Source organism: Bacillus sp. PDNC022 (genome assembly GCF_016919285.1).
Lineage (GTDB): Bacteria > Bacillota > Bacilli > Bacillales > Bacillaceae > Bacillus > Bacillus safensis.
In genome coordinates this window covers 3,717,547-3,735,367 of record NZ_CP070345.1, presented here as the reverse complement: position 1 = coordinate 3,735,367, position 17,821 = coordinate 3,717,547, and the positions used below count along the sequence as shown (strand labels likewise).

22 protein-coding genes are annotated in these 17,821 nt (G+C 40.2%); 8 read left to right on the top strand and 14 right to left on the bottom strand.

What is annotated here, in order from left to right; all coding sequences use genetic code 11:
• The first annotated feature begins 178 nt into the window (after nucleotides 1-178).
• From JVX94_RS18995 to mnhG, 7 genes are read left to right on the top strand one after another with little or no spacing between them, the layout of a single operon-like run.
• Nucleotides 179-2,584 carry a Na+/H+ antiporter subunit A gene (locus tag JVX94_RS18995; protein ID WP_205184127.1) on the top strand — a complete coding sequence of 802 codons (2,406 nt, stop codon included), beginning with the start codon at nucleotides 179-181 and terminating at the stop codon, nucleotides 2,582-2,584.
• Nucleotides 2,581-3,012, top strand: coding sequence for a Na(+)/H(+) antiporter subunit B (locus tag JVX94_RS18990; RefSeq protein WP_024423315.1), 432 nt, complete (start codon nucleotides 2,581-2,583; stop codon nucleotides 3,010-3,012). The genes JVX94_RS18995 and JVX94_RS18990 overlap by 4 nt, the downstream gene beginning before the upstream one ends.
• Nucleotides 3,012-3,353: a Na(+)/H(+) antiporter subunit C gene (locus JVX94_RS18985; RefSeq protein ID WP_048237322.1), complete on the top strand. Its 342-nt coding sequence runs from the start codon at nucleotides 3,012-3,014 to the stop codon at nucleotides 3,351-3,353. Before JVX94_RS18990 ends, JVX94_RS18985 begins: the two co-directional genes overlap by 1 nt.
• The gene (locus tag JVX94_RS18980; RefSeq protein WP_095409462.1) at nucleotides 3,346-4,824 is read left to right on the top strand and encodes a Na+/H+ antiporter subunit D; all 1,479 of its coding nucleotides are present in this window, start codon (nucleotides 3,346-3,348) and stop codon (nucleotides 4,822-4,824) included. Before JVX94_RS18985 ends, JVX94_RS18980 begins: the two co-directional genes overlap by 8 nt.
• A gap of 6 nt (nucleotides 4,825-4,830) precedes the next feature.
• On the top strand, nucleotides 4,831-5,310 hold the full coding sequence (locus JVX94_RS18975; RefSeq protein ID WP_024425941.1) for a Na+/H+ antiporter subunit E: 480 nt from the start codon (nucleotides 4,831-4,833) through the stop codon (nucleotides 5,308-5,310).
• Nucleotides 5,310-5,591 (top strand): Na(+)/H(+) antiporter subunit F1, encoded by a 282-nt coding sequence (locus JVX94_RS18970; protein WP_039181117.1) that lies wholly within the window; start codon nucleotides 5,310-5,312, stop codon nucleotides 5,589-5,591. Before JVX94_RS18975 ends, JVX94_RS18970 begins: the two co-directional genes overlap by 1 nt.
• Entirely contained in the window at nucleotides 5,575-5,949 is a 375-nt protein-coding gene (gene mnhG / locus JVX94_RS18965) for a monovalent cation/H(+) antiporter subunit G (protein ID WP_024423320.1), read from the top strand. The genes JVX94_RS18970 and mnhG overlap by 17 nt, the downstream gene beginning before the upstream one ends.
• Nucleotides 5,950-6,053: 104 nt before the next feature.
• On the opposite strand, the gene JVX94_RS18960 is transcribed toward mnhG, so the two are convergent.
• The 6 genes from JVX94_RS18960 to degQ all read right to left on the bottom strand — a co-directional run bounded on the left by JVX94_RS18960 (nucleotide 6,054) and on the right by degQ (nucleotide 10,928).
• Nucleotides 6,054-6,443, bottom strand: a complete 390-nt coding sequence (locus JVX94_RS18960) for a hotdog fold thioesterase (RefSeq protein WP_095409463.1) — start codon at nucleotides 6,441-6,443, stop codon at nucleotides 6,054-6,056.
• A 23-nt stretch (nucleotides 6,444-6,466) separates the two neighbouring features.
• Entirely contained in the window at nucleotides 6,467-7,108 is a 642-nt protein-coding gene (comA, locus tag JVX94_RS18955) for a two-component system response regulator ComA (protein WP_095409464.1), read from the bottom strand.
• Nucleotides 7,109-7,188: 80 nt separating this feature from the next.
• On the bottom strand, nucleotides 7,189-9,501 hold the full coding sequence (locus tag JVX94_RS18950) for an ATP-binding protein (protein ID WP_095409465.1): 2,313 nt from the start codon (nucleotides 9,499-9,501) through the stop codon (nucleotides 7,189-7,191).
• Between the two features lie 53 nt (nucleotides 9,502-9,554).
• The gene (comX, locus tag JVX94_RS18945) at nucleotides 9,555-9,725 is read right to left on the bottom strand and encodes a competence pheromone ComX (RefSeq protein ID WP_189310220.1); all 171 of its coding nucleotides are present in this window, start codon (nucleotides 9,723-9,725) and stop codon (nucleotides 9,555-9,557) included.
• Nucleotides 9,722-10,636, bottom strand: coding sequence for a polyprenyl synthetase family protein (locus JVX94_RS18940; RefSeq protein WP_095409467.1), 915 nt, complete (start codon nucleotides 10,634-10,636; stop codon nucleotides 9,722-9,724). The genes comX and JVX94_RS18940 overlap by 4 nt, the downstream gene beginning before the upstream one ends.
• Before the next feature lie 151 nt (nucleotides 10,637-10,787).
• Nucleotides 10,788-10,928 (bottom strand): degradation enzyme regulation protein DegQ, encoded by a 141-nt coding sequence (gene degQ, locus JVX94_RS18935; RefSeq protein ID WP_003213123.1) that lies wholly within the window; start codon nucleotides 10,926-10,928, stop codon nucleotides 10,788-10,790.
• Between the two features lie 505 nt (nucleotides 10,929-11,433).
• Here degQ and JVX94_RS18930 point away from each other — a divergent pair.
• Nucleotides 11,434-11,790 (top strand): YuzC family spore coat inner layer protein, encoded by a 357-nt coding sequence (locus JVX94_RS18930; protein ID WP_205184124.1) that lies wholly within the window; start codon nucleotides 11,434-11,436, stop codon nucleotides 11,788-11,790.
• Between the two features lie 33 nt (nucleotides 11,791-11,823).
• Here the strand turns inward: JVX94_RS18930 and JVX94_RS18925 are convergent, their stop codons facing one another.
• The 8 genes from JVX94_RS18925 to JVX94_RS18890 form a co-directional block, all read right to left on the bottom strand.
• Nucleotides 11,824-13,050: an EAL and HDOD domain-containing protein gene (locus JVX94_RS18925; protein WP_095409469.1), complete on the bottom strand. Its 1,227-nt coding sequence runs from the start codon at nucleotides 13,048-13,050 to the stop codon at nucleotides 11,824-11,826.
• Nucleotides 13,051-13,187: 137 nt separating this feature from the next.
• Entirely contained in the window at nucleotides 13,188-14,660 is a 1,473-nt protein-coding gene (locus JVX94_RS18920; protein ID WP_203128793.1) for a nicotinate phosphoribosyltransferase, read from the bottom strand.
• A 17-nt stretch (nucleotides 14,661-14,677) separates the two neighbouring features.
• Nucleotides 14,678-15,229: a cysteine hydrolase family protein gene (locus tag JVX94_RS18915; RefSeq protein WP_095409470.1), complete on the bottom strand. Its 552-nt coding sequence runs from the start codon at nucleotides 15,227-15,229 to the stop codon at nucleotides 14,678-14,680.
• Between the two features lie 60 nt (nucleotides 15,230-15,289).
• Entirely contained in the window at nucleotides 15,290-15,697 is a 408-nt protein-coding gene (locus JVX94_RS18910) for a YueI family protein (protein ID WP_203128794.1), read from the bottom strand.
• A 27-nt stretch (nucleotides 15,698-15,724) separates the two neighbouring features.
• Nucleotides 15,725-15,973: a YueH family protein gene (locus JVX94_RS18905; protein WP_024423330.1), complete on the bottom strand. Its 249-nt coding sequence runs from the start codon at nucleotides 15,971-15,973 to the stop codon at nucleotides 15,725-15,727.
• Nucleotides 15,974-16,069: 96 nt separating this feature from the next.
• Complete coding sequence (locus JVX94_RS18900; protein ID WP_095410048.1) at nucleotides 16,070-16,291, bottom strand: spore germination protein; 222 nt, start codon at nucleotides 16,289-16,291, stop codon at nucleotides 16,070-16,072.
• Between the two features lie 99 nt (nucleotides 16,292-16,390).
• The gene (locus JVX94_RS18895; RefSeq protein ID WP_197197724.1) at nucleotides 16,391-16,612 is read right to left on the bottom strand and encodes a spore germination protein; all 222 of its coding nucleotides are present in this window, start codon (nucleotides 16,610-16,612) and stop codon (nucleotides 16,391-16,393) included.
• A 66-nt stretch (nucleotides 16,613-16,678) separates the two neighbouring features.
• Nucleotides 16,679-17,782 (bottom strand): AI-2E family transporter, encoded by a 1,104-nt coding sequence (locus tag JVX94_RS18890; protein ID WP_095409472.1) that lies wholly within the window; start codon nucleotides 17,780-17,782, stop codon nucleotides 16,679-16,681.
• Nucleotides 17,783-17,821: the final 39 nt, after the last annotated feature.

Here is a 17,821-nt window from a genome sequence, read left to right as displayed (position 1 = left end):
CAATATACAATGAGTATCATTTTTGATAAAATTATTTTTGTGGTCAAAAGAACCTAAAACAAATACAGTTTGCTTGAAATCGTTTCAAACCAATGCACTATGGCTGTATTTACGCTATAATTTTAATTACCAGTTCTTTAGAACGTGAATTTATATTGATCAAAGGAGGTTCATTTTCTTGCAGCTTATTCACTTCGCCATCCTATCACCTTTTTTACTCGCTTTTGTTGTACCTTTCCTTTACAAATATGTGAGGCGTATACATACAGGATGGTTTGTTCTCATCTTGCCGATTCTTTTATTTACCTATTTCATCCAAATGATACACATCACTTCGAATGGACGAACGCTTTTCTCACAGGCTGAATGGATTCCATCATTAGGGATGAATTTCACTGTGTATGTCGATGGTCTCAGCTTGTTATTTGCTTTATTAATAACAGGTATCGGTGCACTTGTGGTGCTGTACAGTATTTTCTACTTATCAAAGGAAAAAGAACAGCTTGGCTCTTTTTACACGTATTTGCTCATGTTTATGACCGCGATGCTGGGTGTCGTTCTTTCTGACAACATGGTGGTTCTATACTTGTTTTGGGAGTTAACGAGTATCTCTTCCTTCCTCTTAATTGGGTATTGGTATAAGCGGGAACGCTCTAGGTACGGAGCAACGAAATCACTGCTTATTACTGTTTTTGGCGGATTAGCTATGCTTGGCGGCTTCATCCTCATTTACCTGATTACTGATTCATTCAGTATTCGTGAAGCAGTGAATCAGCTTCAGCTCATTATGGCATCACCTTACTTTATCCCTGCCATGATCCTAATCTTACTAGGTGCCTTTACGAAATCAGCTCAGTTCCCATTTTATATCTGGCTGCCTGATGCAATGGAAGCACCGACCCCTGTGAGCAGTTATCTGCATTCTGCTACGATGGTGAAAGCCGGTATTTATCTTGTTGCCCGCTTCAGTCCAATCTTTGCTATATCAGAGGTATGGTTCTGGACCATTTCCATCGTTGGACTTGTCACATTATTCTGGGGATCATTCCACGCCGTCCGGCAAAACGATTTGAAAGCCATTCTGGCCTATTCAACAGTGAGTCAGCTCGGCATGATTATGCTCATGCTTGGCGTCGGCGCAGCTGCAATTCATGAAAACAATCCTGCCTTTTTTGGCGCAGCCGTTCTTGCTGCTATTTTTCACCTCATTAACCATGCTACGTTTAAAGGCAGTCTCTTTATGGCAGCTGGTATTATTGATCATGAAACAGGAACTCGTGACATTCGGAAATTAGGCGGATTAATGACGATCATGCCGATTACCTTCACGATTACGTTAATCGGTACATTTTCAATGGCCGGACTACCGCCATTTAATGGCTTCTTAAGTAAAGAACTATTTTTCACAAGTATGATACGAATTTCTGACATCAGCTTTACGGACGTTTCAACATGGGGTGCAATCTTTCCAGCACTCGCTTGGCTCGCTAGTGTCTTTACGTTCATTTACAGTATGATGCTCCTCTTTAAAACATTTAGAGGCCGTCTGAATGTAGACCAATTGGAGAAAAAACCGCACGAAGCACCGATCGGCATGCTTATTCCGCCAATCATTCTAGCTGCACTTGTGGTCACTTTCTTCTTTTTCCCTAATATTCTTGCCTATTCTGTCATCGAACCTGCAATGGCGGCGATCATTCCTGAAGCGATTGAAACAGGAAGCCGTTTTTCTGTGAAAATTGAAGCATGGCATGGCTTCCAGCCAGAGCTCTATATGACAATAGGTGTTGTTGTACTCGGCACAATCGGCTACTTGACGCTTTCAAAATGGCGTCCAATGTACAACATCTTTAAGGAGAAATGGTCATTTAACGCTTTATACGACCGCTCTCTTATCGGTTTGGAAAAAGGTTCATACCGCCTGACAAACAGTTATATGACTGGTTTTCTTCGTGATTATCTTGTTTATGTGTTTGGGTTCATGATCATCGTCATTGGCGGTGTGATGTTTTATCAGCAGGCCTTTTCATTTAAAACAGATCAGGCTGCCTCAATTGGCACGTATGAGATGATTCTTTCACTTGTGATGGTGGCGGCGACGATTGCAACTGTATTCGCAAGTTCACGATTAACAGCTATTATTGCTCTAGGTGTCATGGGCTACACGCTGTCATTATTCTTCGTGATTTTCAGAGCACCTGACCTTGCGCTGACGCAGCTCATTATTGAAACGATTTCTGTCGCACTGTTTTTGCTTTGCTTCTATCATTTGCCGAAGCTGAGCTTAAAGCAAAAAACGAGAAGATTCAAAATGACCAATTTCATCATTTCATTAGGTGTTGGGGTAGTTGTCACTTGTCTAGCTTTTGCTTCCACAAGTCAGCAGTCACTTGACACCATCTCAACTTACTTTATTGAAAACAGCTACAAACTTGCTGGCGGTGACAATATTGTCAATGTCATTCTTGTAGATTTCAGGGGCTTTGATACCCTCTTTGAAATTACCGTGCTCGCCATTGCGGCACTTGGTATTTATGGTTTATTAAAAACGCAAACAAAACGGAAGAGAGGTGTGCGGCGATGAGAAAGATTGATACGAATGATATGCTTTTGCAAGTTACAACAAAAATCACAGCATTCATCATCTTGCTTTTCTCCCTTCACCTATTTCTTGCGGGACATAACAATCCTGGCGGCGGATTCATAGGCGGTCTGATGAGTGCTGCGGCTGTCGTTCTTCTGCTTTTAGCCTATGATCTGAAGACAGTAAGACGCATTTTGCCATTTGACTTTATTTATGTAACTGGAGCTGGTTTGCTCGTTGCGATCCTGACAGGTATGGGATCCTTTCTATTCGGTGCACCTTTTCTATCCCATGCATTTGATTATTTCCAATTACCGTTTTTAGGGAAAACAGAACTGGCGACAGCTGTCCTGTTTGATATCGGTGTGTATTTGGTTGTTGTCGGTGTCACCATGACCATTATTCAAATGATTGGAGAGAAGGAATAATGGAATTTCTAATGTCTATTATCGTCGGAATTATTTTTATGGCGGCGACCTATTTGATGCTGTCAAAAAGCCTTCTGCGGGTCATCGTCGGTACTGCTGTTTTGAGTCACGGCGTCCACTTGCTGCTTTTAACAATGGGCGGCTTAAAAAAGGGAGCGCCTCCCGTTCTAAAAGAGGGGATCACATCCTATGTAGATCCATTGCCACAAGCATTAATTTTAACAGCCATTGTCATTGCTTTTGGTGTGACATCCTTATTACTTGTCATGGCCTTCCGTGCCTTCCAAGAGCTGCGAACAGATGACATGGATCAAATGAGAGGAAATGATCAGCATGAATAATCTCGTGATCCTGCCTATTTTAATTCCATTACTAGCTGCTACACTATTGATCTTTATGAATAAAAACATCATGCTGTCAAGAGTTTTTAGTGTCTTGGCATCTCTCTCAGCCATTATATGTAATGTATATTTGGTTCAAACGATTTTCACAAACGGGATACAAACCCTTTATTTAGGCGGCTGGAAAGCCCCATTTGGGATTGCCCTTGTCGCCGATCAATTTGCTGCACTCCTTGTGCTGACCGCATCCGTTGTCGGGCTTGTAACAGTCCTCTTCTCCTTTCAAACAATTGGGAAAGAAAGAGAGCAGCTCTTCTATTATTCTGGCGTTCAGTTTTTGTTAGCTGGCGTGAGCGGAGCCTTTTTAACGGGAGATATTTTCAACCTGTTTGTATTCTTTGAATTACTGCTGATGGCGTCTTATATGCTCATTGTGTTAGGCGGATCAAAGCCTCAGCTTCGTGAATCACTCAAATATATTGTGTTTAATATCATCTCGTCGGCATTATTTATTGTCGGAGTTGCCTGCTTATATGCAGTGACGGGCACGCTCAATATGGCTGATTTAAGTGTGAAAATAGCTGAATCAGGGCAAACAGGGTTAATCACTGTTATTTCCATCCTGTTCCTCATTGTGTTCGGCTTAAAAGCTGGGATCTTCCCGCTTTATTTCTGGCTTCCAGGATCGTATCACGCACCGCCTGCCGCGATTTCAGCTCTATTTGGGGCTTTGCTGACAAAGGTTGGCTTATATGCGATTGCCAGAGTCTTTACATTAATTTTTATACATGATACAGGCTTCACCCATACACTCATGGCGTGGCTTGCCGCACTGACGGTGATATTCGGTGTGATTGGTTCGATCGCCTATTCTGATGTGCAGAAGATTGTGATTTATAACATTGTCACAGCTGTTGGGGTCATTTTGTTTGGATTTGCAGCCAACACACCTGCATCACTCCAAGGAGCTATTTATTATCTCATTCACGACATGGTGATCAAAGGGGCTTTATTTATGCTGGCAGGTGCCCTCTTTGTGTACGCTGGTACAAACCAACTGAAAAAAATGGGCGGACTGATTCAATCTCAGCCTCTATTAGGATGGATGTTTTTCATATCGGCTTTATCACTGGCAGGAATTCCACCGCTGAGTGGCTTTGTTGGAAAACTAAAAATTGTGGAAGGTGGATTTTCTGCTGGATACATGACGTTTTCTATCTTGGTCTTACTGTCCAGCCTCCTTGTCCTCTACTCTATTATGAAGATTTTCATGTCCGCATTTTGGGGCGAGGAACAGGATATGCGAAGAAGAAAGCCGTCAATTAAAGGAATGGTGTATCCTGGCGTACTGCTTGTCGTCTTATCTCTTGCTATTGGGTTAGGAACTGAGTTCATTGCCCCTTATATCAATCAAGCAGCGGAAATGCTCTCCACACCAGAAAAATATATTCAAGCTGTGCTGAAGGAGTAGATGAACATGGCCTTTCAAATATTACTAAACGCTCTCCTCGCCTTTACATGGATGTTTATGAATGATACATACAGAGCCGCAGACTTTGTATCAGGCTTTGCCTTAGGGATGATCGCCATTTTTATGCTGCGGCGATTTTTCCCGCAGCGTTTTTACGGCTATGCTCTTTATGCGATTTTCAAGCTCATTATCATTTTTATTCGGGAGCTGCTTCTTGCCAATTTAAGTGTATTAAAGACGGTATTATCTCCAAAGCTCACGATTAAGCCCGGTATTTTCGCCTTTCGTACGGACTTGAAAACAGATTGGGAAATCACCATACTAGCAAATATGATTACTTTGACACCAGGTACACTAGTGATTGATATTTCCGATGATCGTTCCATTTTATACATTCATGCGATGGATATTGAAGATGCTGAAAAAGCCATTCACGATATCCGGGTTTCATTTGAGAAAGCGATTCAGGAGGTGAGTGGTAAGTAATGGAACTCATTTTGCAAATTTCACTTGGCATTCTTGCTCTGTCTACTTTGCTTTTTGTGATACGAGTGATCAAAGGTCCCTCAATTCCTGATCGTGTGAGTGCACTTGATGCGATAGGAATCAATTTAATTGGGATGACAGCCATCGTTTCAATTTTACTGAAAACCACTGCATTCTTTGAGATTATTTTACTGCTCGGCATCCTTGCCTTTATCGGTACTGTCGCTTTTTCCAAATTCCTTGAGAAAGGGGAAGTGATTGAAAATGATCGTCATCGCTAAAGCCATCGTGATTTTCTTTATCCTGCTAGGCGCTATCCTCTGTTTGATTTCAGCCATTGGTGTCCTTCGCCTGCCGGATGTTTACACACGTATGCATGCTGCATCAAAAGCATCGACCCTTGGCGTTGTTCTGATTTTAGTAGGCGTGTTTTTTCACGAATGGTTTCTTGCAGGCGTTATTTCTGCAAAAATCCTTCTCGGGATCGTATTCATCTTCCTGACAGCACCAGTCGGCGCACACTTGATCGGAAGAGCAGCCTACAATACTGGTGTTAAGCTTGACAAGCGCAGTGTCCAAGATGATTATGGCGGCTTCCGCAACTTTGTGATTAAGCGAAAAGAAGACTCTTATTTATAAAAAAAGCGAAAAGAATGGCCTGATATGTTGGGCCATTCTTTTATTTCTCTCAATTTATCGCTCAACAGCATATAAAAAAAGCTTCCGCTGCACCGGGAGCTTTTTTATATGCGATCAATGACAGCAAGTGTGCACCTTGACGTACAGATGTGCCGGTCTCGATCATCTTTTATATCGATTTGAAATACCATTGTACGCCGTCCTACATGTACAGGAACAGCTGTCGCTGTCACCACTCCATCACGTACAGATTTTAAATGATTGGCATTGATTTCAATACCTGAGCAAACTTGCTGCGTTAAGTCTAAATGAGCCGCAGCCCCCATGCTCGCCACTGTTTCTGCTAGAGCAGCAGACGCTCCTCCATGCAGCAGCCCAAATGGCTGTTTTGTTCTGTGATCGACTGGCATTGTTGCAACGCATCGTGACTCATTGCACTCTACAATCTCAATGCCTAGTGCCTCAAGCAGTGTATTTGATCCGCTCACATCCATTAAGGCCCTCTCCCTTCACACGTTTACAGCACACTTTCAGACTTGGCAATTAACACCGCTTCTGTACGAGATCCAACATTCAGCTTATTAAAGATGGATGTCAAACTGTACTCAATTGACCGTTTGCTCAAATGAAGCACATCGGCAATCTCCTGGTTCGTGTATCCTTTTTCTACTTCTCTAAGGATCAAACACTCCCGTTCGGTTAAGAGGTCGTGATCAGTCTGCTGCGCCTGTTCTGGCTTTTCTTGCTGCTGTGAAATTAATTTCTTTAAATAGGACAGCTGAATGACAACTTCTCCTTGTAATGTGCGGTGTATGTATTCAATAATTTTGTCTTTCGTCTCTGTTTTACTAATTGCACCGTGTAATCCAGCCCGAATAGCCTCTTCAAAATAATCATCTACTTCATACCCTGTATAAATGATAATTTTTACTTGCTGGTTGGTTTCTAAGATTTGCTTCGCAATGTCCATTCCATTGATATCCCCGAGATTTAAATCCATCAAAATCACGTCATAGATGGAAAAGTCATGCGTCTTTAAAAAGGCGGCTTCTGCATCAGGACTTAAACAATCGACTGATAGCTGCTGGTCTGATTCTAATATGCTTTTTGTCCCTTCCATGACAGCCGGATGATCATCAATGACCAATATCTTCTTCATGTCTTCCTCCCTTTAAATCACTCACTTCCATTTTATATAAAAAACTTGGCTAATGCCAAGTCTTAATCCTTAATAAATCGTTACAATTCCATTTCAATTTTCACCTTAAGCCCTTTTTCCGGTGCTGTGTGAATTTGAAGCTTTCCATTTAACGCTTTGACTCGTTCCCTAATTCCCGATAGCCCCATGCTCATTGTGTGCTGATCAAGATGACTTGCATCAAAACCGACTCCATCATCCTCATAGTGAAGAACAACCTGATCTTTAATACAAATCAGCATCACTAACACTTGGGTGGCTTGGGAGTGCTTCAGGGCATTGGATAACAGCTCCTGGACAATTCGGTAAATATTCAGCTGTGAATCAATATCAATGTCCAGCTCTTTATCAAAGCGTGTCGTATTCAGCCTTATATGAAACGGTGCTTCCTCTTGAATTTGAGAAGTCAGCTTCGATATCGCCTTTACTAAACCTAAATCATACAGCAGCTGCGGCCGAAGCTCATGACACGTTTCTCTCGTCGTCTGAATCACTTTAGACATTTGATCGTTCCATGAGACAAGCGAATTTTCAATGGATGTTGGGCATTGGTTGTTTTGGAAATTCGTTAAAAACATCTCTGACTGCCTTTTTAGGGATATCAAGTCCTGCAGCACGGAATCATGAAGATCCCTCGCTAAATCTGAGCGCTGCTTTTCTTCCATGGCAAACATGATTTTCTTCAGCCAGGCAGGATTGGACTCGCGCTGTTTCAAATCGTCAAGATGCTCCATCAATTCTTCGATCTTGACGACATTTTCTAAACTGACACTTGTATAAAAGGCCAATGTTTTCAACCAAGAAATCTCATCACGCGACAATTTCGGTGTCTGTATATTGGATAAGCAGCAAATGATAAACGAGTGACCGCCCCGTTCGCCAATTTTCATCATAAACCCTTTATCAAGCTCAATAATTTTCCCGACTTCACCTAAAATATCTTGAAATTGATCCACGTATTCTTTCCATAGCTTACTATCATTTGTCGATTCATCAATTTCAATAATTTGTCCGTCAGCTTTCACCTCAAGCACAAAGGCTTTATTCACAACAAGCACTTCTAAAATGGTGTATTTCAAATGATACAGCACTTGATGAAGTGAGGACGCCTCACGAATGAGCTGCGTGAATTTAAACACACTGTCCTGGTAATTATGCTTTTCTGAAAAACGCTTCAGACGGAAGCGGAAATCTAGAATTTCTTTGAAATAGAATACAGCCAGCATGAGTGTATAGGTGATTAATGCGAGCTTCAGTGTGTACTTCAAATCTTCTGGTTTTTGCAGAATGTAAAACGTGACAACAACAAAAACGGTCGGTGTAATGGCAAGAAACCCATAGTATTTCAGTCTGCTTATCAAAAAATCCATATTGTAAAGCTTGTTCGTCATAAATTGATACACGAGTGAAAAAGGAATGAGCAAGACAAAAGAAGTTAAGAAAAAGGGATCTACCACATAAATACGAAACAAAACATATGGAATTGCAAATAAAAAGATAAATGGACAAAATGCTATGATATTTATCATGACAAAAAACTTTAAAACAGACCCCTGCTCTGTCTCTTTATATTTCCGCATTCCATTGATAATCACTTTGAATGACATGATAATAGAAGCGAAAAAGAATAAAAGATTTAAACTTGGCATGTATCTGGCTATCGCCGAATCAATCGGAACAAATAACTCTATTACTAGATTAATTATAGGAAGACTATATAAAAAGCGAATTGTTTTTTGAGTCGTTATATGCAGGTCAAACTCTTTGAAATATTGATAAATGAAATGAATATAAAAGACAAATACACTTGATAAACAAAATGTAATTACATAATGGCTAAATCTTTCACCAATACCTGAAGTACCTGCACTAAGATATCCGATACAAATCGTTAATAAAAATACAACTAAAAGAAATGCTGATTTTCGTTGGGCCTCTTTGTTAATTCGAATGATAAAGAAGATACAAAATAAACAAATTGAATACAGGATGAGAGGAATTATATAGACAAATAAACTTTCTTGACCAATCAATGTCTTATTTTTTAGGGTGATCATTTGGTTGCCTCTTTGAATATCAATTCTTTGCACATTCCTAAGCTCACCATTGATCAAATGATCTTTGTTGTTAGCAGGTTCCCCATTGATTTTAAGTATAATATCTCCTTCTTCTAATCCTGATGTGTAGGCTAAAGAAAGATACTCAACTTTGACAACTTCTGCTTGACCGTTCTTGTTCTCCGCTACACGTGCTCCATTAAAAATATCAAATACATAAATATATGAAACATAGATCAGAAATAAAAAAGACAGAAAAACCAAAAAAGCAGATAGTTTCGTATAAGTTATCTTCATGTAAAAAACATCCTTAACTGGAGAACTTTTAAATCATTTTTAAATGAATAGTATCATTTATAGTACCATATATAATCTGCAGACATTTGCCCTTTTTTAATCCCCTGAATGATTGCTTGCATGGTTTGCTCATCTGTGTGAATTAAATTTGCATTCCCTAAGTCTAATTCATTCACAACACCAGGATTTTTGACTAAATATGCAATAACATTTTGAATGTTCAACCATTGCCCTCCTTTGTCATAAATGCACATAATTGTTCCTTCTTCTTCCTAGGTAAATCAAGTTGTTCAATTCCTTGCTTCATTTTTAACAGCATAATCTCTCTCATCGATACCATGTACTGAGTCAAACCAGCTTCAAGTAACTTCTGCTTCAGTTGAAACGGCTTTTGCTCTGACTCATCCAGCCGGTTAGAAAAGAAGGAAAGAAGCTCTTGACTGGCATCGTTAAAACGTCTTTGTAAATAACTGAATGCCAGCGTTTGTTTTTTTTGAAAATCTCCGTTTGATTTTGAAAATAACGCAAAAAAATCGTTACTGATCTGTTCAGCAACACCATAATATATCGAATAAGATTCCACAGTGGCGTTTATTTTTCCTGTCGCTAAATAAACACCCAATACGCTAGAAATAGCTGTTAAAGATCCTGACTTTTTCTTTAAAACCTCTACACACTCTTCTTCTGTTCCATGCAAATGACGCAAATCCTCGTGCTGCCCTTCCATTGACATTTTAATGAAATGGAACAGTTTCTCTAATAGTTGAGAATTATTTTCACATATTGATGCGATGAATTGGATACTCACCGTATATAAATACGTAGAAGCATTGATGGCCACTCCTTGGTCGACGTTCATCCAAGGATACGAATCATTGTCCTGATCTTCAATATCATCTAATATATCGGCAGATAAGATAAGAAGTTCAATCCCTGCTGCCAGTTTTGTAATCGCTTGCTTGTCTTGTCCGCCAAATGCCTCATAGTGCTGGTAAGCTAATTGACCAAGAGGAAATTCTTTTTTTCTATCTGTAAATTTTAGAAGCAGCTTTTGTAAATCATTCTGCCTGACTGCATGTTGAATAAAATCAGACATATTCTGCTTGATTTTTGTATTCTCTAGATAGTTTAGCATACTCGATCTTGTACCTCACCCTTTCGTCTTTTATTTTACTAAAAAGACATGAGCAAATGTCCACTGACATCGCTATTTAACAATTATATAATAATATATCCTTTTTTTGTATGTATTTGGATAAAAAAAAGACTTGATGATTATCAAGTCTTTAAGAAATTTTCACATATTCATATTTGTCGTATTGATCAATGCTTTTGTTAATGTTATGAAGAGAAGCCGTTGTTTCTCTAATTTCGTTTTCAAGTTTCCATAATAATTGTTTAAGTTCTTCGATTTCATACTTTTCCATCGATTCCACTCTCCTTTTTTGGAAGATCAATGTATTTGTGTATGGTGATTGGGTCATAAGTATTTGATCTGTTACTAACAGTGTAAATGTAATTGAGTATTTTTTCACCGAAAAGTATGCACAAAACATGTGCGTGATACCGCAAAATTCAATAGGTCTTTTTTCATCATTTTCTGACTTTTCAAATCATACTTTTATCTCAATTTCAAAGGAAATGCGTCATTTTTGCTACAGGAATAGGCATCATTCGTCACACTTCTCTCCCTGAAGAACATACGATCCCCTCTATATCTTTGGTTTTGCGTGTTATAGGTCAGACGACAGACGCTATTGTGGACACCGCAATTTTTTGGCGACATCCACCGAAATTGACCGCAAAAGTACCTATTTTTATGTTGGATTTACAAAGATAGAAAGATCATTTTGATTCTTTATTCTGATTTTCTACATACATTTAGAACAGATATCCGTCCAATTTCACGTCAATGAGAGAAGAGGTGACCATGTGTTTTACTATGTTCCTTATCCTGCTTTGCAGGTTCCCGCAATGAGCCACGCATACCCGCCGCGCACGCCAATGACTTTTCCTCCAGTAGATGCCCACTCATTTCAACGAGCCGCAAAGGAATCAGCCCGTCTCGTTGCTGATGCGTCACTCATCACGCAGCAAATTTCCAGCTCCCTTCCGTTTGCCAAGCGCATCATGGAGGCTGCTGAGCGCTCTGATTCCACAAGTGTCATCCGAATGCTGAAGCAAATCGGTGTGAAAAGCGGCATCGATATCCGCTTTAGTCCAGAAGGCATTCGGATCTACTTGTCTCTTGCCTCCAGCAGAATTTTTCTTCTTTTACAGTGGTCATGACAAAGAAAAGCCGCTCATTCAGAGCGGCTTTTCTTAAGATTCAAACATTTTATGGCACCATTCAATGGCTTCTATATAACAGCCATAAGCTTCCTGTTTCGGGAGATTTCCATCTAACATCTCATCATCCCATTCATTTCGTTCAATACGTTTGGCCACATCCAGCACAGAAGAATAATCATTTTCATAGCCAAGAAGTGCCTCGCCAACTTCATCAGAAAGCGGCAGCTCCTTCACTAGTTCTGTGATATCTGCTCTGACAAGTGTATCAATAAGAGAAAACATACCTGTCAGCATATAAGAGGCTGGGTGCTCTCGTTCAGTACGATAGGCAATCAGTTCACACGTTTTGGCGCGAATGAACGACATTTTGATAATTTCTTTTTGACTTGAGTTAGCTTGGACATTCAGTTCTTTAAATGAAAGGATAAAGATCCAGCGCCGAATCTCATTAAACCCAAGCAGGATAATCGCCTGCCGGATACTTTTAATTTGATAAAGACGTCTCATGCCGCCTGAATTCAGCATTTTTAATAATTGATATGATAGCGAAAGGTCACTTTCAATAAAATGGGTCACGGTCTGGATATTCGGCTGGTCCTTGCTTAACTCATTTAAAAGCTGATGGTATGCATGGAAGCTGGTCGATAAGGCTCGTCCCGATATCACATGCGGCTCACTAAAGAAATACCCTTGAAACAAGTGGAAGCCCGCTTCTAGCGCTTCTTCATATTCTCTTCTCGTTTCTACTTTTTCAGCTAAGAATCGAAGGCGATACTTTTTATACGTATTCAGAATAGCTCTTCGTTCTTGCGTTGTCGTTTTCAGAAAGTCAATTTTTAAAATATCAATGCAATAGAGGAGTTCCTCAAGCAGCTTGTCACAATAATGTGTTCCGTTTAGGAAGAAATCATCGAGTGCAATCGTATATCCCCATTTTTTTAACTGCTTACATCTCATAATAAGTGCCGGGGTAATCGGTACATTTTCTAATATCTCGATCACAAGCTGATGCGGATCAAAATAGGTGAGCAGATCAGATGAAAGCAAGCTTTCGGTGAAATTAATGTAGCATCGTTTTCCTTCTGTCAGTGTTTCGATGCCGATATTTAGAAAACTGTTGATAATGAGGTCCGTTGTCGCTTGATCACCGTCTTCAGCGCTATATGTATTGGTTTCACTATCTCTATAAAGCAGCTCATATGATACGACTTGTTCTTTTCTGTTAAAAATAGGCTGTCTCGCAACAAACACCCTCAACTGCTCCAATCCTCCTTTATGCCATGACAAACAAGATGTGCTTTCAGTATACCAAATGATTGCGCTTTTAGTTCATTTTCAATCGGTCAAAATAAAAAAAAGAGATCATCCGGCTTGATGATCTCCCTTTCTTCTAATCATTCGCTTTCATAAAGCTCTTTTTTGATTTTATTTTTCACATCATGGATAAACTGCATTTTATTATCCCAGCATTTTTGACTCAAATCGACTGGATATTCTTCTGGTTTGCTGATTCGTTTGTATTCCTCCCAGAAAAGTCCAAGACTGTCCTGCACATAGGCTTGAATCGTTTGAATATCCGGATTGTCATAGACAAGTTTACCTTGTTCAAAAATCGGGACGTGAAGATCTTTCGCCACAAAGTTCGTAACAAATTTACTAATAAATGTATGCACAGGATGGAACATTTTTAGTTTATCCTCACTATGAACATCTTCCTCTTCAAGTGCAATGTAGTCACCCTCAGAATGATGATTCAATTGATTAATAATGCGGTACACCCGTTTACGGCCTGGTGTTGTCACTTTCTCTGGGTTGGATGAAATTTTGATGGTATCATTCATTTTGCCGTTTTCTTCAATGGACACCAGCTTATACACTGCACCGAGGGCTGGCTGATCGAATGCTGTGATCAGTTTTGTCCCAACACCCCACACATCAATTTTGGCACCCTGTGCCTTTAAATTCATAATGGTGTGTTCATCAAGATCGCTTGATGCAATGACTTTTGCATCATGGAATCCTGCTTCATCCAGCATCGTTCTCGCTTTTTTAGACAAGTATGCAAGGTCCCCGCTATCAAGTCTGACACCAATGAAGTTGATTTTGTCTCCAAATTCTTTCGCTACCTTAATTGCATTCGGAATACCTGATCTGACGGTATCATACGTATCGACTAAAAAGACGCAGTCTGTATGTGTTTCAGCATATTTTTTAAATGCTGTATATTCATCCCGGTATGCTTGTACAAGTGCGTGGGCATGTGTTCCTGATACTGGAATGTTGAAGCGTTTCCCAGCACGAACATTACTTGTCGCCTGAAAACCGCCGATGAGTGCAGCTCTTGCTCCCCACATCGCCGCATCCATTTCATGCGCACGTCTTGTTCCGAATTCTAATGCTGTCTCATCTTCAATGATGCCTTTAATCCGGGCTGCTTTTGTTGCAATCAGCGTCTGGAAATTCACGATATTGAGCAATGCTGTTTCGATTAACTGAGCTTCAACAAGCGTTGCCTCGATGCGCATAATCGGTTCATTCGCAAAGACAATTTCCCCTTCTTGCATTGAATGAAGTGTACCTGTAAAGGACAATCCGCTTAAATAGTCAATGAAATCGCTTTTATAACCGAGTTCATCTTTTAAATACGCTAGATCGCTTTCAGTGAAGGAAAAGTCCGATAAATATTCAATCGCTTTCTCTAAGCCAGCAAATACAGCGAAGCCATTGTCAAATGGAAGCTTTCTAAAGAAGAGTTCAAAGACTGCCTTCTTCTCATGTATGCCGTCTCTCCAATACGTTTCTGCCATGTTAATTTGATAAAGATCTGTATGTAGTGATAAACTGTCGTCAATAAACCGATGCTCCAACTTCCATTCTCCTTCCCTTACTTAACCACTTTCGCACCAAGCGACTGCTCAAAGTGAGAAAGTGCCCACTCGTGCCCCGCTTCATTAAAACTCGCCACAGCATTCTCGTGAATCACAAGTTCAAAGCCTTTATTGTACGCATCAACAGCTGTATGAAGTACACAAATATCGGTACATACGCCGGCTAAGTGAAGTTCCGTGATGCCGCGCTCGCGCAGTTTCATTTCTAATTGAGTGCCTGCAAAAGCAGAGTATCTTGTTTTTTCCATATAGTAGACATGTTTTAAATGTTTTGACGTGTGAAATAGTGAACTTAGTTGTCCATAAAGTTCAATGCCCTCGGTTCCGCGAATATTATGGGGCGGAAATAACTTTGTCTCTGGATGATAAGGGTCCTCTTCTTCATGATGATCGACAGCAAAGACGACAAAGTGGCCTTCATCAATAAATGAAGAAGTGATCTCTGTGATCTTAGATTCAATCGCCTGTCCAGGCTTTCCGCATGTCAGTTTTCCATCGTCTGCAACAAAATCAACTGTATAATCTATACAAATCAACGCTTTGCCCATCCGCATCTCTCCCATATGCTCTTTTGAATCATTATATCTTATTCATTTCACTAGGGAAACCTATTCAACAGATTCATGAGAAAAAGCTTTTTGAAACAGCTCATCCTCTATATAGATGTGCTCCTCATTGACCGCACCTGGCATCTCTATGACAAGACCAAAAGGAGAGTGCGATTCGTGATGATTCACCACTTTAAAGGAACATCCAGCGGTATTGGCCATTTTGACATATTGAGAATAAGAAGTATAGGAAAGTTCACCATTTAAAAGAACTGTAGCCTGGCGATTGGCCTTCAATATTTGTTCGACCTCTTGATACGGTTTATTTCTTGATACCTGTCCCTTTGTCAGGGCGAGAAGCGCTCGTTCCCTTAATGAACCAAGAAACATTCTTCGTTCATCGGGTTTTGTTTCAGCATGTCCAAATATCCCTTGCTGCAAATAAAAGTCTACGGATTCTTCTTTCATCGCTGTTTTCACTCCTGGTTTCTAAATTTACATTTCTGTGACCCAGTGCACAATCTTGAGTGCGAGGTCACGGGCTTCGTCTGTTTCTACTCTTTCCATTAAGGATTGTTCAAGCGTATGGATGAGCTGCTCCTTTTCGTCCTCATACGCAATGGAAATACTCCATTCAATGTCAGGTACGGCAACAAGCGTTTTATATTCTTTTTTATTTTCATGTAAATATACATTGTAGGTCTTTGGTTGTCCGCTTGTGATGTGTGCTTTTCTAATTTTCATTTGACTCTGTTCACACCTCTTTTTTCTTCTTACATCCATATCCATTGTACCATAAAAAAAGACAGCTTCTGAAAAGGAATTCCCTTTCAAAGCTGGCTACGCATTAAAGCTCTTTTGCTGGCCGATCAGGTCTATATCCCACACAAACGTAACGTTTGGACTGTTAACAAATTGGCCAAAGTCCCCTGCATTATACGTACCTGAACCGCCGGCGGAGTGATCGACACTTTTTGGCGAAATGGCAAAAACATCACCGAAATGTGCAGAACCATTTCCAATTACACGGTCTATATGAATAGGTCCAACAATCGCTGGCATCTTTCCACCACCTTTTCTCCCCACATCATATGCCCAGCTCAAAAATACGTGTATGAAAAATAAAAAAGACAGCTGATCTTTGATCATCAGCTGTCTTTTTTATGCGTTAAATGATTGAGGCTGGCCAAACAATGTAAAGTCCCAAAGCATCGTAGCATTCGGATCACTTGAAAGTGACATATAATCACCTGAATTAAAGGCTCCCGCACCACCAGTAGAGTGGTCTACAGCCAAAGGGGCAATGGCCAGGACATCACCGAAAGTAGCTGCACCGTTTCCTCCTAACGACTCGATATGAATAGGTCCAACGATTGCAGGCATCAGAATCTCCCCCTATCTGCTTATCTCAATCATCTTATGCAAAAAGGGAAAAGGTGTGCATCTGTCCTAGACGTTTAAATGCTGTTCCTTACGAGATCGCTGACGCAGCTGAACCAATCTGACAATATTCAAGGTGATGGCTTTGAGCAGTGCATAGACAGGAACCGCAAAGATCATGCCAAGGATTCCGCCAAAGCTTCCTGCCCCAATTAATAGCAGAATAATGGTCAATGGATGTGTGTTGAGGCGTTTCCCAATAATCAATGGAGAAATGACATTTCCATCGATTTGCTGAACGATAAGAATGACAATAACTGTCACCACCGCTTTTCCAGGCGAATCAAGAAACGCAATAAGTACAGCTGGTGCCGCGCCAAGATAAGGCCCAAGGTATGGGATCACATTTGTGACCGCAATGATAATACCGAGAATGAGCGCATATTTCACACCAATTAATAAGTACCCGATAAAACAAGCCACTCCAACAAATAAACAGACAACAATCTGCCCTTGTATGTAAGCCGCAAGTGTATCGTTTAATTCTTTAAAGATTTTCAATCCTTCCTTACGGTAAGGCATTGGCAAAAATTGAACGAGCTTGTCCGGAAACTTATGTCCGTCTTTCAACATATAAAACAAAATGAACGGAACTGTGATCACAGCTAAGGCAATATTGGCAATCACGCCAAACACCGCAGACATGCTTGAAGCAATGTTTTCCGGCAAACCTTTTAATGTCGAAACAATTGTCTGTTCAAATTTCGAGACGGAGACATAATCTTGGTTCATCATCCAAGTAAATGTTTTAGAATGCGAGAAGTCGTTCATAAATTTCTGCATGTCCGTCACATAACCAGGGAAGCTTTTAACAAGTCCACCTACCTGCGTGACAATAATCGGTCCCGCAGCATTCACAATGAACGTGATGAGTCCGATGAACAAGAGATAAATGATCAGGATAGCAAGTGTCCTAGGTATTTTCTTGGACAAAAATCGAACAATTGGATTAAAGATGAAAAAGAGAATTCCAGCCAGCAAGATGGGAACAAACAAGGTTGAAGCAAATAAAATAATCGGCTGAAATAAAAACGAAACCTTTGTTGATACATAAACAATAAGTAAAACAAGTAATATTTGGAATGTCCAAAAATGAACTTTAGATTTTAACAAAGATGCTCCTCCTGTTACGTATTGATCTTATTAAAAAAC

Bases quoted from the DNA above. Each gene is read 5' to 3' on its own strand.
- JVX94_RS18915 (WP_095409470.1), bottom strand. From the start codon at position 15,229: ATGGGCAAAGCGTTGATTTGTATAGATTATACAGTTGATTTTGTTGCA.
- JVX94_RS18990 (WP_024423315.1), top strand. From the start codon at position 2,581: ATGAGAAAGATTGATACGAATGATATGCTTTTGCAAGTTACAACAAAA.
- JVX94_RS18960 (WP_095409463.1), bottom strand. From the start codon at position 6,443: ATGGATGTGAGCGGATCAAATACACTGCTTGAGGCACTAGGCATTGAG.
- mnhG (WP_024423320.1), top strand. From the start codon at position 5,575: ATGATCGTCATCGCTAAAGCCATCGTGATTTTCTTTATCCTGCTAGGC.
- JVX94_RS18975 (WP_024425941.1), top strand. From the start codon at position 4,831: ATGGCCTTTCAAATATTACTAAACGCTCTCCTCGCCTTTACATGGATG.
- JVX94_RS18900 (WP_095410048.1), bottom strand. From the start codon at position 16,291: ATGCCAGCGATTGTTGGACCTATTCATATAGACCGTGTAATTGGAAAT.
- JVX94_RS18950 (WP_095409465.1), bottom strand. From the start codon at position 9,501: ATGAAGATAACTTATACGAAACTATCTGCTTTTTTGGTTTTTCTGTCT.
- JVX94_RS18905 (WP_024423330.1), bottom strand. From the start codon at position 15,973: ATGAAAATTAGAAAAGCACACATCACAAGCGGACAACCAAAGACCTAC.
- JVX94_RS18985 (WP_048237322.1), top strand. From the start codon at position 3,012: ATGGAATTTCTAATGTCTATTATCGTCGGAATTATTTTTATGGCGGCG.
- JVX94_RS18895 (WP_197197724.1), bottom strand. From the start codon at position 16,612: ATGCCTGCAATCGTTGGACCTATTCATATCGAGTCGTTAGGAGGAAAC.
- JVX94_RS18980 (WP_095409462.1), top strand. From the start codon at position 3,346: ATGAATAATCTCGTGATCCTGCCTATTTTAATTCCATTACTAGCTGCT.
- JVX94_RS18970 (WP_039181117.1), top strand. From the start codon at position 5,310: ATGGAACTCATTTTGCAAATTTCACTTGGCATTCTTGCTCTGTCTACT.
- JVX94_RS18910 (WP_203128794.1), bottom strand. From the start codon at position 15,697: ATGAAAGAAGAATCCGTAGACTTTTATTTGCAGCAAGGGATATTTGGA.
- JVX94_RS18940 (WP_095409467.1), bottom strand. From the start codon at position 10,636: ATGCTAAACTATCTAGAGAATACAAAAATCAAGCAGAATATGTCTGAT.
- comA (WP_095409464.1), bottom strand. From the start codon at position 7,108: ATGAAGAAGATATTGGTCATTGATGATCATCCGGCTGTCATGGAAGGG.
- degQ (WP_003213123.1), bottom strand. From the start codon at position 10,928: ATGGAAAAGTATGAAATCGAAGAACTTAAACAATTATTATGGAAACTT.